Origin of the sequence: Streptomyces sp. enrichment culture (genome assembly GCF_964272855.1) — a bacterium.
In the GTDB taxonomy this organism is placed as follows: Bacteria; Actinomycetota; Actinomycetes; order Streptomycetales; family Streptomycetaceae; genus Streptomyces.
Map to the genome: position 1 here is coordinate 7,558,150 of NZ_OZ186847.1, position 13,007 is coordinate 7,571,156.

8 protein-coding genes are annotated in these 13,007 nt (G+C 73.7%); 5 read left to right on the forward strand and 3 right to left on the reverse strand.

Annotation, left to right across the window (positions count from 1 at the left end):
• Window positions 1-345: 345 nt before the first annotated feature.
• Complete coding sequence (locus ACSU6L_RS33710; protein WP_437062995.1) at window positions 346-879, forward strand: DUF2269 family protein; 534 nt, start codon at window positions 346-348, stop codon at window positions 877-879.
• Between the two features lie 160 nt (window positions 880-1,039).
• On the opposite strand, the gene ACSU6L_RS33715 is transcribed toward ACSU6L_RS33710, so the two are convergent.
• Window positions 1,040-1,615, reverse strand: a complete 576-nt coding sequence (locus ACSU6L_RS33715; RefSeq protein WP_437063019.1) for an AMIN-like domain-containing (lipo)protein — start codon at window positions 1,613-1,615, stop codon at window positions 1,040-1,042.
• A gap of 160 nt (window positions 1,616-1,775) precedes the next feature.
• Window positions 1,776-3,221 carry a glyceraldehyde-3-phosphate dehydrogenase gene (locus tag ACSU6L_RS33720; protein WP_437063021.1) on the reverse strand — a complete coding sequence of 482 codons (1,446 nt, stop codon included), beginning with the start codon at window positions 3,219-3,221 and terminating at the stop codon, window positions 1,776-1,778.
• A 163-nt stretch (window positions 3,222-3,384) separates the two neighbouring features.
• Here ACSU6L_RS33720 and ACSU6L_RS33725 point away from each other — a divergent pair, with 163 nt between their 5' ends.
• From ACSU6L_RS33725 to ACSU6L_RS33740, 4 genes are all read left to right on the forward strand, one after another.
• Window positions 3,385-4,500, forward strand: a complete 1,116-nt coding sequence (locus ACSU6L_RS33725) for a GNAT family N-acetyltransferase (RefSeq protein ID WP_437063023.1) — start codon at window positions 3,385-3,387, stop codon at window positions 4,498-4,500.
• A 138-nt stretch (window positions 4,501-4,638) separates the two neighbouring features.
• Complete coding sequence (locus ACSU6L_RS33730) at window positions 4,639-5,868, forward strand: DegT/DnrJ/EryC1/StrS family aminotransferase (RefSeq protein ID WP_437063025.1); 1,230 nt, start codon at window positions 4,639-4,641, stop codon at window positions 5,866-5,868.
• A gap of 41 nt (window positions 5,869-5,909) precedes the next feature.
• Window positions 5,910-6,362, forward strand: coding sequence for a YbhB/YbcL family Raf kinase inhibitor-like protein (locus ACSU6L_RS33735; RefSeq protein ID WP_437063027.1), 453 nt, complete (start codon window positions 5,910-5,912; stop codon window positions 6,360-6,362).
• Between the two features lie 125 nt (window positions 6,363-6,487).
• Window positions 6,488-11,194 (forward strand): aKG-HExxH-type peptide beta-hydroxylase, encoded by a 4,707-nt coding sequence (locus ACSU6L_RS33740; RefSeq protein WP_437063029.1) that lies wholly within the window; start codon window positions 6,488-6,490, stop codon window positions 11,192-11,194.
• Between the two features lie 66 nt (window positions 11,195-11,260).
• Here ACSU6L_RS33740 and ACSU6L_RS33745 read toward each other — a convergent pair whose 3' ends face one another.
• Window positions 11,261-12,907, reverse strand: a complete 1,647-nt coding sequence (locus ACSU6L_RS33745; protein ID WP_437063031.1) for a phosphodiester glycosidase family protein — start codon at window positions 12,905-12,907, stop codon at window positions 11,261-11,263.
• Window positions 12,908-13,007: the final 100 nt, after the last annotated feature.

Genomic DNA, 13,007 nt, shown 5'->3' on the forward strand with positions numbered 1-13,007 from the left:
ATCCACTCAAAGCGCTCGCTGCCCAGGTACTTACGGGCCAGCCGGTCCATCCGTTCGTGTGCCTCCTCGCCCTCGATGAAGCGGGCCACCACGCCGCTGATCCGGCCCTGCGGCTCGGGAGGTGGGGACGACTGGGGTTCTGAACCAGGCGGGGGTGGCGCACAGTGGTGTTGCCGAAGTATTGCGCCACCTGACGCCCCCACAGGCGCCGCGCTGACCTGCGGTTTCACCCGTCGCGCGGGAAGATCTGCCAGCCCTCGCGGTGGCGTGTACGCCCAGCCGAGTACCCGCGGTTGTTCCCGCCGTCAGACGCGTTCGCCGCCGCGGCCGGGCAGCGTGGTGGGCGTGAAACTCAGCCGACCCGCACGCCGGGCCTTCCTCGTCGTCCATGTGGCCGCCTCCGCCTGCTGGCTCGGGCTCACGCTCGGGCTGCTCGCCCTCGGGACCACCGCGGCCGGCACCGGTTCCGCGGCGGCCGTGGAGGCCTCCGTACGGGCCATGAAGCTCTTCGCCGACTGGCTGCTGCTGCCGGCCGCGTTCCTCACCCTGCTCAGCGGGCTGGTGCTGGCGCTGGGCACCGCGTGGGGGCTCGCGCGTCACCGGTGGGTGTACACCAAGTTCTGGCTCACGCTCGCCACGACCACCGCCACGGCGTTCGCCCTGCGGCCGGGGGTGAACGAGGCGGTCGCCGCGGTCGCCGCGGGACGACCGCTGCCGGACGCCGGCGATGTGCTGTTCGGCCCGGTCGTCTCGCTGTCCGCCTACGTCTTCATGACGGCGGTCTCGGTTCTCAAGCCGTGGGGGCCGACCCGGCGGGGCCGGGCGGCGCGGGCCGCCCGCCCGGCCGGAGCGGCCCCGAGGTCCCGGCAGGCCGCCTGATCCGGGGCCTGATCCGGGGCCTGAGCCGGGGCGCGATCCGGGCCGACGGGCGCCGGCCCGGATCAGGCGGTGATCGGTCCGGTCAGGCGGAATCAGTTCGTTCGGCCAGGAACCGGTCCGGTCAGGCAGAATCAGCCCGCTCGGCCGGGAACCGGTCCGGTCAGCTGGCGCCGGTCCAGTTGTGGGCGACGTCCACGATGACCCGGTCGGCCAGCTGCGTCACCCGGAACGGCAGCCGGGCACGGACGCCGAGCCCGATCTGGGTGTCGCCCTCGAAGCTGCCGGCGAAGCGGGCGTCCCGGAAGGTGCGGTACCCGGTGAGGTCCACACCCGGCAGGGCCTGCCCGGCCCGGGCGGGATAGGTCGGCGCGCCGGTCTCCGGGTCGTAGGCGGGTGCGGCGACCCGTACCTCGAGGACGGCTCCGCCGCCGACGGGTATGGGGGTGCCGGACCCGTCCTGGTGGAGCTGGTCGACGTATCCGACCCGGTAGCCGACGGTGCCGCCGCCCGGGATGTCCACGACCAGCCGGTCGAAGCAGGCGTGACGGCCCGCCCTGATGTCCGTCACCGGCGCCGTCGTGGCGGCGTCGTCGGTCTTGGTGCCGCTGCCCCAGCCGGTGGGGCAGGCGGTGGCCTGGGTGGCGGTGAGGGTGCCGGCCGCGGCCGGCACCGCCGCCATCCCCAAGGTCGCGCCCAGGAGCGCGAGCGTCACCGATACGGCTTTCGTTCGTCCCATTGTGTTCCCCGCAGATCTACTGTCCGTTATCAGGTGAGACAGCCGGGATGGGGGAATGGTTGCGCTGTTTTCGGACGTCGGCAACGCAAACGGCGACGGCCGTGTGCTCACACCGCCCAGGAGGGGCGGGCGGGCACACGGCCGTCGCCGGGTGACGGGATCAGACGGTGGGCGCCGGGTACGTCGGGTACTCCACCCCGGAGACGTGCTGCACGACCCGGATGACCTGGCACGAGTAGCCGAACTCGTTGTCGTACCAGAGGTACAGGATCGCGTTGTCGCCGTCGACCTTGGTGGCGCCGGCGTCGACGATGGACGCGTGGCGCGAGCCGACGAAGTCCATGGAGACGGCGTCGGGGGCCGTGGTGAAGTCGATCTGGCGCTTGAGCGGGGAGTTCAGCGAGACGTCGCGCAGGTACTCCAGGACCTCCTCGCGGGTGGTCTCGCGGCCCAGGCGCAGGCTGAGGATCGCGATCGAGACGTCCGGCACGGGCACCCGGATGGAGCTGCCGGTGATCGGCGCCTTCAGGTCCGGCAGCGCCTTGGCGACGGCCGAGGCGGCACCGGTCTCGGTGATCACCATGTTGAGCGGCGCCGAGCGGCCCCGGCGGTCGGCCTTGTGGTAGTTGTCCAGCAGGTTCTGGTCGTTGGTGAACGAGTGCACGGTCTCCACGTGGCCGCGGAGCACGCCGAACTCGTCGTCCATGGCCTTCAGCGGCGGGACGATCGCGTTGGTGGTGCAGGAGGCGCAGGACAGCACCCGCTCGTCCGGCTTGATGGTGTCGTGGTTGACGCCGTGCACGATGTTCGGGACGTCGCCCTTGCCCGGCGCGGTCAGCACGACCTTGTCGATGCCGGGGCGCAGGTGCTTCGACAGGCCCTCGCGGTCGCGCCACTTGCCGGTGTTGTCGATGAGGATGGCGTCCTTGATGCCGTACGCCGTGTAGTCGACCTCGGACGGGTCGTTGGCGTAGATCACCTTGATCGTGTTGCCGTTGGCGACGATCGTGCCGGCTTCCTCGTCGACCGTGATCGTGCCCTGGAACTGGCCGTGGATCGAGTCGCGGCGCAGCAGCGAGGCCCGCTTCACCAGGTCCTGGTCGCCGCCCCCGCGCACCACGATGGCGCGCAGCCGCAGTCCGTTGCCGGAGCCGGCCTTCTCGATGAGCAGGCGGGCGACGAGGCGGCCGATGCGGCCGAAGCCGTAGAGGACGACGTCCCGGCCCTCGCCGCGCTCGATCTTGTTGGCGCCGGTGGCCCCGGCGACCGCCTCGGCGGTGAACTCCTCGACCGGCAGACCGCGGTCGTCGGCCTTGTAGGTGGCGGCGAGCATGCCGATGTCGATCTGGGACGGGCCCAGGTCCAGCGTGGTCAGAGCCTGCAGGAACGGCATCGTCTCGGTGACCGACAGCTCCTCGCCGGCGATCTGCCGGGCGAAGCGGTGGGTCTTGAGGATGCTGACCACCGACTTGTTCACCAAGGAGCGGCTGTGGAGGAGGACGGTGACGTCCCGCTCCCGGTGCAGCTTCCCGATGATCGGGATCATCGACTCCGCGATCTCTTCGCGGTTCTTCCAGTTCGTGAACGAGTCCTCGTTGACAGTCACAGATCCATCTTTCGAGCTAGGTGGCGCTCAGATGATAACCATGTCGCTCCGGGGCGATCGGAAGGGGGGCCGCCGGAACCGTTTCGGCGGGCACTCTTGACGGCGTGCGTGGTGTTTCGCCACCTTTGAGCCTTGCGGCGCGGTTCTGGGGGGAGCGGTCGACATGCGAAGCCTGAGCAGCATCACGATCCACAGACCGGAGGAACTGGACGCCCCGCTCGTCGGGGCCTGGCACCGGGCGATGGAGGAGTCACCCGAGTACGCCAACCCGTTCCTGTCACCGGAGTTCGCCGCCGGCATCGCCCGGTTCCGGAGCGGCGCCCGGGTCGCCGTGCTCCGCGAGGGCGGGGAACCCGTCGGCTTCCTGCCGTACGAGCGCAACCCCCTCGGCGTCGGCCGCGCCATCGGCCTCGGCCTGTCCGACTGCCAGGCCCTCGTCCATCTGCCCGGTGTGACCTGGGACACCCACGCACTGCTGCGGGCCTGCGGACTGTCCATCTTCGAGTTCGACCACCTCGTCGAGGAACAGAAGCCGTTCGCCGAGCACGTCACCGGCACCTTCGCCTCACCGGTCGTCGACCTGAGACCCGGCGACGAGGCCGACTACCCGCAGTGGCTGCGCGCCACCTACCCCGGCCTCGCCAAGACGACGCTGAAGAAGGAGCGCCGCCTCGCCCGCGACCTCGGCGAGGTGCGGTTCGTGCACGACGAGCGCGACCCGCGGATGCTGCGCCGGCTGATGCGCTGGAAGTCCGCGCAGTACCGCAGGACCGGCCGCATGGACCGGTTCTCCCGGCCCTGGATCGTCGGCCTCGTCGACCACCTCTTCCAACTGCGGGAGGAACACTGCACCGGAGTGCTCTCCGTGCTCTACGCCGGAGACCGGCCGGTCGCCGCCCACTTCGGACCCCGGTCGCACACCGTGCTCGCCGCCTGGTTCACCACGTACGACCCCGAGCTGCGCTACTACTCGCCCGGCCTGCTCATGCATCTGCGGATGGCCGAGGCCGCGCGCCACGACGGTGTGCGCGTGATGGACTTCGGGCGCGGCGACAAGGAGTACAAGGACTGGCTCAAGACCCGTGAACTGCGGGTCGGCGAGGGGTTCGCCACCCGCCCGCACCCGGTGGCGGCCGCCCACCGGCTGTGGCGCAGACCGGTGCGCGGACTGCGCAACACGGTCCTGGCCCACCCCGGCCTGCGGCAGCCCGCCGACCGGCTGCTGAAGACGGTCGGCACCCTGCGCAGCGGGCGCGCCGCCGCCACCCGCACGCGCTGAACGAACCGGCGTCTCCCCCCCGCTGGCACACCGGCACACGCCGACCGGCGGCGTGCCGCCACACCCGCACACCACACCCGCACACCACACCCGCACACCGCACCCGCACTCCACGGAACAGAAACGGAAGAGGTGACGATGCCGTACGGATCGCGGCTCGCCGCGGCGATGACACGGCGGCTCGGACGCGAATGCGTCTACACCCCCTCGGCCAGACTGGCCCTCTACCTCGCCCTGCGTCGCTGGTGCCGGCCCGGCGCCCGGGTGCTGATGTCCCCGGTCAACGACGACGTGATCCTCTTCGTGGTCCTCGCGGCCGGGCTGCGACCCGTACAGGCGCCCGTGAACGTGTGGGACGGCAACATCGACCCCGACGCGGTACCGGACTCCACCTGGCGCACCGTCGACGCGGTCCTCACCACCAACCTGTACGGCATGCCGGACCGGGTCGTGGAACTGCGCCGCCGCTGCGACGCGCTGGGCATCCCGCTCATCGAGGACGCGGCGCACGCCATCGGCACCCACGTGGACGGACAGCCCGTCGGCACCTTCGGCACGGCGGCCGCCTTCAGCCTGTCCAAGCACGTGGCCGCCATGGCCGGCGGCTTCCTCGCCGTCGGTGACGCCCGCACCCGGCGGGAGCTGGAACTCCTGCGCGACGACCTGCTCGTCCCGCGCCGGCTGCGCGCCGACCTCGCCACCACCCTGCGGCCCCTGGCCCGCTCCACCGTGCGCACCCTGCACCTGGTGCGCCCCGTGTGGCGCTCCATGCAGCGCCTCGGCCTGCTCGAACGCGACGACTTCCGCATGGCCCTGCACGCGCCCCGGCTCACCGGCTCCGCCCGCCACGCCCCGAGCCTGACCGCGTACGAACCCTGGGTCCGCGTCGACCTGCACGACTACCGCGCCCGGCACGGGGCGCTGCTGCGCGGCCAGCTCGGGCTGCGCCTGGCCAGGCTCGACGGCGACCTCGACCGCCGCCGGGCCGGAGTCTCGCTGCTGTCGGGCACCGCCTGGTCGTCCCCGGCGCTGCGCGGCCTGACGGCCCACGACGGCCTGGTGCCCCTGTTCCGCGTACCGCTGCTGGTCCACGACCGCGACGCCCTGGTGGAGCGGGTGGTGAACCACGGCGTCGTCACCGGATACGTCTACGACCCGCCGCTCGACGACTACGCGGGCGCCGAGTTCGCCGACCCGTCGCCCGACCCGTCCGCCGCCCGCTGGTTCGCCTCGCACGTCCTGCCCGCCGACCCGCTGCTGGCCCGCAGGATCACCGGCGCCCTGACGAAGGAGCGTGCCCGGCCCGCCCGCCCCACCCTGCCCGACCCGGTCCCGGACACCGCCCCGCCCGCCCCGCTGGGCCAGTAGCGCCCGATTCGACCGCGGATGTCCGGGGTACTGCGGCGCACATGGCCGGAATAGAACTCAACAGCTCCGCATTCACCGATCACACCGCCATACCGCGCCGGTACGCCAAGGACGGGGACAACGTCTCCCCGCCCCTGACCTGGTCCGGAGTCCCCGATGAGGCGGCTGAGCTCGCTCTGGTGTGCGAGGACCCCGACGCGCCCTCGGGGACCTTCCTGCACTGGCTGGTGACCGGAATCGACCCGCACGCCGACGGGCTGCCCGCGGGCGGCACCGGCCCCGGCGGCCAACCGCACCGCAACGGCTTCGGGGAACGCGGCTGGGGCGGCCCCAAACCACCCGTGGGCGACGACGCGCACCGCTACTTCTTCCGCCTCTACGCCCTCCCCGAACCCGTCTCCCTCCCCGACGACGCCACCGCCGACGACGTGCACCGCGTACTCGACCGCCGGCAGCTGGCCAGCGGCACGCTCGTCGGGCTGTACCGACGCTGACCCGCGACAGGGTTGGACCGCCCGGACGACGGGGAACGGAAGGGCATGGGCAGGGATGGGGGGCGTCACCGGTGCCGTGACGGGGGTCCGTACGACGGTGGCACCGGGGCCGGGGGAGGGCCGCGGTGAGCCGGTTCCGCAAGGGCGGCGGCGAGGGCGCGGACGACGACACGGACGAGCCACCGCGACGGTCGCGCCCGTCGGTGACCGCCTCCGAGGCCAGGGCCGTGGCCGCGGGCGGGGACATCGGCGAGGTCGTCACCGGGGACGGCAACGTCACGGGCCGGGACAACATCGTCGCCGAACGGATCTTCTACGTCCGTGCCGACAAGCTTCTGTACGTCCAGGGCCTCCCGTACGAGGCGGTCGTCCCGGGCCCGGGCCCGGCGGCGTCGCCCGCCCCCCTGCCCCCGGTGGACCTGCCGCCGCGCCGGGTGGACGAGGAACTCATCCGCGGGCGGGACGACCTCGTGGCCCAGGTCGAGCAGGAGGTCCGCCGGCGCCTCGCTGGCCACGACGGCGACGGAGGCGGAAGCACCTGGGTGCTGTCGGGTCTGGGCGGCTGCGGGAAGACGACGGCGGCGCTGGAGATCGCGCACCGGCTCGAACCCGACTTGGAGCACGTCTGGTGGGTCTCCGAAGCCGACGGCGACCTCTACGGCGCGCTGCACTCCATAGCCTTCGCCGCCGGGGCGGACGTGGGCGACTTCGACCGGGCGCACCCGTCCACCGTGCTGTGGCGGCAGCTGAACTCCCTCACCGTGCCGTGGCTGCTCGTGCTGGACAACATGGACGACCCCGCGGCCCTGAGGGCGGTGATCCGCCGGCTGCGCCCCAGGCGCCCGAACGGCACGGTCCTGGTGACCAGCCGCAACTCCCGGCTCACGGCGTGGGACCCGAAGGCACGTATGCTGCCGGTGGACGTGCTGGACGCGGACGACGGCGCCCAGGTGCTCATCGACCTGGCGCCGGAGGCGGGCGAGGAACCGGCCGCCCGCCTGCTGGCGGAACGGCTGGGCGGCCTGCCGCTCGCCCTGTATCTGGCCGGGTCGTACCTGGCGGCGGACAAGCAGGGCGTCGCAGCGGACCCGGACGCTCCGGCGACCTTCGAGGCCTACCGGCGCAGCGTGCACCAGCGGCTTCCGGAGGACGTGGCCGACCCCGACGGCACGCAGCTGGATCCGGACCCGGACCGACGGACCATCCGGACCACCTGGGAACTCTCCCTCCGGCTCCTGGAACGCCAGGCCGAGGAGGTTCCGCAGAGCCGCGGCAGGCGCTTCGCCCGGCCGCTGCTGCGCCTGCTCTCCTGCTTCGGCCTGGCACCCCTGCCGCACCGGCAGCTCCTGTCCTCCGACGCGCTGGCGGCGAGCACCCAGTTCGAGGACGTCACCGAGCCGGAGATCAGCGCGGCGCTCAGCGGGCTGAAGGAGCTCGGCCTGATCCAGGTGGAACCGTTCACGGCCGACCGCCCGTTCACCACCGACATCCGCTGGGTGCTCACCCTCCATCCGCTGGTCCGCGAGTTCAACCGGGCCCACGGCGCGGAGTACCTGGAGCTCGCCGTCGTGCTGCTCGGCGGGGCGACCGACCCGCTCGACCCGGGCAACCCGGCGGACTGGCCGCTGTGGCGCCACTGGGCACCGCACTGCTCCGCGGCGCTGCACCTGCCCGGTCTGGACGGGAGCGGCCCCAAGCTGCTTCACCGGGCCACCCGCTTCGCCGTGCGCGCCGCCGAGTACCGCACCTACATGGGCATCTACGACGAAGCCGTCGCCGACCTGCGAGCCGTCGCCGACCTGCGCACCCGCCGCCTCGGCCCGGACCACCGCCACACCCTCGCCGGCCGGCTGAGTCTGGCCTGGGCGCTGCGGGACAACGGTGATCTGTCCGAGTCCGTCGCCGAGTACCGGGAGACGATCGGGCGCCTTGCGCGCACGCTGCCGGACGACGACCCGCTGCTCCCCTCGGCCCGCGGGGGCCTGGCCCGGGCCCTGCGCGGCCTCGGCGGCGCCGACAACTACGCGGAGGCGGAGCGCGAACTGCGGACCGTGCTGGAGGTCCGCCGACGCGACCCGGAGGCCAACGCCCTGGGGCTGCTGCGCACCCGGCGTGACATCGCTTCCGTCCTCCACCGGCGCGGGCTCTGGGAAGAGGCCGCCGACGAACTGCGCTCCGTATGGCAGGAGAGCCGGAACATGCTGGGCGAGCGGCACATCGACACCCTCACGATCGGCACCGGCCTCACGCGGAGTCTGCGCGACGCCGGGCGCACCGACGAGGCCGAGCAGACCATCACCCAAGTCATGGACGGCTACGGCGAGGGCCACGCCGACGACCATCCCCACGTGCTGGTCGCCCGCCACGAACGGGCCCGCGTCCTGCGTGACCAGGGGCGGTACGCGGCGGCCGAGGCGGAGTTCACGGCGATCCGGCGGGTGGAGGAGCGCCGGTTCGGCGCAGAGCATCCCGCCACCCTGGCCAGCCGTCACGAACTCGGGACGGTCCTGCACCTGCTCGGCCGCCGCAAGGAGGCGGCGGCCCACTACCGCGCGGTGGGCGACAGTTTATGCAGACGTCTCGGCGACACACATCCCGACGTCGTGACCTGCCGACGCAACCTCGCTCTCGTCCTGGACGAGCTGACAGACGACGGACGGACCGGCACGGCACAGGGGGCGGCACCGATGATCGACGGCACTGACGGCACCGACGACCGCGGCGAGGCGGTACCGGACTTCGCCGACCTCCGGCTGCGCGACGCCCTCGCACTGGCCGACGAGGACGACCCCGAGATCCTCAGGATCCTGGAGCGGTTCACCCGCCCCCGCATCAGCAGGGGCGGCGGCGAACCCGGCGGGAGCGGCGGGATGTCGTGGGTGGACTACACCTCCCCCTCGCCCCGCGGGAAGGCGGAGCCGACCTACCGGCCGCCGGCCCCGCCGGAGGAGGGCCCCGAGCCGCCGTCGAAACCGCTGCCCCCGTCACACGGGCTGACCCTCGCCGCCCGGCGCGCCGCCACCGGCCGGGAGACACGGGACCTCGTCGACGGGCTGATCCGGCAGGAACGCGGCCTCCGGAAGGTGACCTGGGCGCGGGTCGTCAAAGCCGCCATGGCGTCACCGCACCTCCTGCATCCCCGGCTCCCGGTCGAGCCGGCGGTGGAGCTGTTCCTGGAACTGGAGGACACGGCGCCGGACGTCCTGGACGACCTCCTGCTGTATCCCGCCACAGGCCGCTGGATGGCCCACGTCCTGCGCAGGCTGGAGAACCCCGAGGACACGGCGGCCGTCCGCGTCGGGACAGACCTCGGCCATCTCAACGCCCTCGCCGCCGCGGCCGCCGTCAAGGCGGGCCTGGACTTCACCGGCCCGGTCCCGGTCCGTGACGGAGTCGTCCACCTGCCGACCCTCGGCCACGCCGCGGCGGGTGCCGGCCGGCCGGAGACCGCGCTCGTGGAAGTGGTGGCGGGGCAGGCCGTGCTGAAGGCGGGAGGCGGCAGCATCCCGATCCCGGAGGCGCCCGGCCGCGGCCCGGCCCGCTGGCACACGCCACACCGCATCGCGGCCCGCACGGCGGCGGCCTCCTGGGCTCCGGTGCTCGACGACAGCGATCCGTTCCGGGACGTCGACGGGCCCTCGTCCCCCGACCCGCTCACCCCGGAACGCGCCGCCCGCTGGGGTGCTCTCGTCCAGCAGGCGTGGCGGCTCCTGGTCCGCCTCGACGCACCGCGGGCGGAGGCGATGGGACGCGCGGTCACCGCTCTGACGCCCCGGCCGCCGGCCGGCCCCGGCCGTACGGGGATGTCCCTGACGTCCAGCGACGCGTTCGGCGGCATCACCCTGAGCGAACCGCGGGACGCGACCGAACTGGCCGCGACGCTGGTGCACGAGTTCCGCCACACGCAGCTCACCGGCGTCCTGCACGGCGTCACCCTGCACACCGCGGGGCGCTTCACGGAGCCGGGCTACGCGCCTTGGCGGGACGACCCGCGTCCGTTCCCGGGCCTCTTCCAGGGCGTGTTCGCGCACCTCGGCGTGGCCGAGTTCTGGTGGCGGCTGAGCCGCGCGAGCAGCGGCCGTGAGCGGCGGCGCGCCCAGTTCGAACTGGCCTACTGGGGCCGGGAGACCTGGGACGTGTTCACCGCCCTGCGCTCCTCCCCGCACCTCGGCGAGGCCGGCCGGAAGTTCATGGACGAACTGGAGACGACCGCGAGCCCCTGGCGTGGGGAGACCGACATCCCCGAGGAGGTGGCCGCGCTCGCCGTCGAGGCCGCCGCCGGACAGCGCGCCCGCTGGCGCCTCCACCACCTGCGAGTCGAGGGGGACGTGTCCGCCCGTCTCACTCGCGCCCGGGCCGCCGGCGGCGAATGCCCGGACATCCCCAGGGGCTTCGCCGCCCTCTGCCCCGACCCGGCGGCCCGGCTGCTGGACACAGGCCTGCCCCTGCTGCGCGAGGCGGCCGTGGACCTCGCGGAGTTCCGGCGCACGCACGAGGGCGCCGGGCCGCAGGACGCGGACCGGGACGGACAGGCGGCCGACATCGCCCGCCTCCTCGACGATCTCCGGGAGGCCCGGCTGCTGGCGACCCGGCAGATCGCGGACAGCTCTCTCTCGCCCGAGCCGTGGGTCCGTCTCGCCCTCGCCGTGCGCCGCGATCAGCGGGCACCGGCAGCGGCGGCCAGGGCGCTGATCCACCGGCCGGAACTGGTCCGCGCGCTGTACCACAGGATCCGGCAGACGACCGGGGCCGCACCCGACCCGGTGGACGTCGCCGAATGGGTCGACGGGCCGGTCACCGCGGATCTGCCACCCGTGCAGCGCCCCTGGTGACCGAGGAGGCCTGGCACAAGCCGCGCCACCCGTACCGCCCGCGGCAGCAGGCGGTCGGCGTCGCGGCTACCGGGGTCGCCGGGGCAGGACGACGAGCCCGTCGCCGATGGCGCGTTCGCCGGTGCGGTCGCTGGGGAGGCCCTGGAGTTCGTTCCCCACGACCATCGCCGTCGAGCCGCCGCCGTCCAGGTTGATCGCGTCCACGGCTCCCAGAGCGCGCATGACCGTGGCGGTCTCGGTGATCGACAGCCCGGCGCTGTGGCCGGGGCGGCGGCCGTCGGCGGTGAGCAGGACGATGCGTCCGTCCCGGGTGACGCCCGCCGCGGTGCGCGGATTGCGGCGCAGGTACCAGTCGTTGTAGAAGGCCGCGCGGTCCACGCCGTGGATGTCCTCGGGGCTCCACCCGTCGCGCACCGGGTCGAGGACCGTCCGGCCGCCTCGCAGCAGCAGCGGACCGCCGTTGACGACGGAGGTCTTCGGGGTGAGCGGCAGCCGGGTGCCCTTCTCGGCGTCGACGAGTGTGCCGCGCACCGTCAGCCGGGCCCCGATCGTGGCGTGGGTGCGCAGCCACCGGGCGCCGGTCCCGGTGCCCTGCAGTACGGTGCCCCGCGCGGGGACGGAGCCGCCTCGGCTGTCCTGGACGGCGGTCACCCGGCCGTCGGCGTCGAGTGTGGCCTGGTATCCGGTGCCTTCCGGGGCGGTGGTTCCGAACGCCGGTGTGAAGGCGACGAGTTCGTCGGGGTTGCCGCAGGTGTAGTCGTGCGCGGGGTGGGCGAAGGGGGTGGCGTTCCCGACGCCGCCGCAGTTGGCGACCAGGCCGGACTGCCGGTTGAGGCCGGTCACCTCGCGGCCGGCGCCGTCCGCCGTACGGACCGTCAGCTCGGTCGTGACCCGCCGTACCGAACTGCCCCGGCCGGAGCCGGTCGGCACGATCAGGGCGGGCCGCCCGTTCACGGCCTCGGAGACGAGGTCCCCGCCGACCACGGAGACGCCCGCCAGGTCGCCGTCGGTGCCAGCCACCCCGTTGCCGGGGGTCGTCCTGTCGCCGGTGACGAAGTAACCGCCGTTGACCGCGGCGAGGGCGCCGGTGCGCCGCGCCAAGGAGCTGGTGGTCTCGCGACCCGGCACGATCCCGCTCGCCGGCTCGGACCGGAGGCGGCCGTGGAACTCGGCGGGGTCGACGACGAGCACATCCAGGGACCAGGGGCCGGTCGTCGCGTGCCCGTCCTCACCGGTGTGCTGGACGCTCCCGGACAGCCCGCGGGCCGCCATCTCGGTCCTCGCCCGGTCGGCGGCGGCCCGGTCGGCGTACCGGCCCACCCGCACCATCCAGCCGAGAGGCCGGTCACCCGGCCCCTGGGGGGCCGGCCCCGCCGTACGGTCACGCCGTGGTTCGTAACCGGCGTCGCGGGCCTCGGCCTCCAGCCCGGCGGCCTCCCGCTCGCTGGTGGCGACGCCGATCGTGACGGTCCAGAAGTCGTCCGCCGACTCCCGGCCGCGCTCGATCGCGATGTGGGTCACGCCCGAAGCGACCTGCCGCGAGGTCCGGGTCTCCGGCAGCGTGGCGGAGCCCAGCGGCAGCTTCTCGTGGGTGACGGCCTCGGTCTGCCGCGCGGCCGACTCGGTCTCCAGCGTGGCGGCGAGTGCCGCGGCGGCCACGCACGCGGCCGTCGTCCCGGCGATCAGCCAGCGTCGTGGCGTTCGGGTCCTCATGGGCGCGTCATCATTCCACAGGGCCGAGAGCCGGTTCCGAGGGGGGCGGCGGCCAGTCTCTTCGGTGACACGGTGGACATCGCCGGGCACCGCCGGACAC

Excerpts from the sequence above, each read along its gene's own strand:
- ACSU6L_RS33715 (WP_437063019.1), bottom strand. The coding sequence starts at position 1,615 with ATGGGACGAACGAAAGCCGTATCGGTGACGCTCGCGCTCCTGGGCGCG.
- ACSU6L_RS33725 (WP_437063023.1), top strand. The coding sequence starts at position 3,385 with ATGCGAAGCCTGAGCAGCATCACGATCCACAGACCGGAGGAACTGGAC.
- ACSU6L_RS33730 (WP_437063025.1), top strand. The coding sequence starts at position 4,639 with ATGCCGTACGGATCGCGGCTCGCCGCGGCGATGACACGGCGGCTCGGA.
- ACSU6L_RS33735 (WP_437063027.1), top strand. The coding sequence starts at position 5,910 with ATGGCCGGAATAGAACTCAACAGCTCCGCATTCACCGATCACACCGCC.
- ACSU6L_RS33745 (WP_437063031.1), bottom strand. The coding sequence starts at position 12,907 with ATGAGGACCCGAACGCCACGACGCTGGCTGATCGCCGGGACGACGGCC.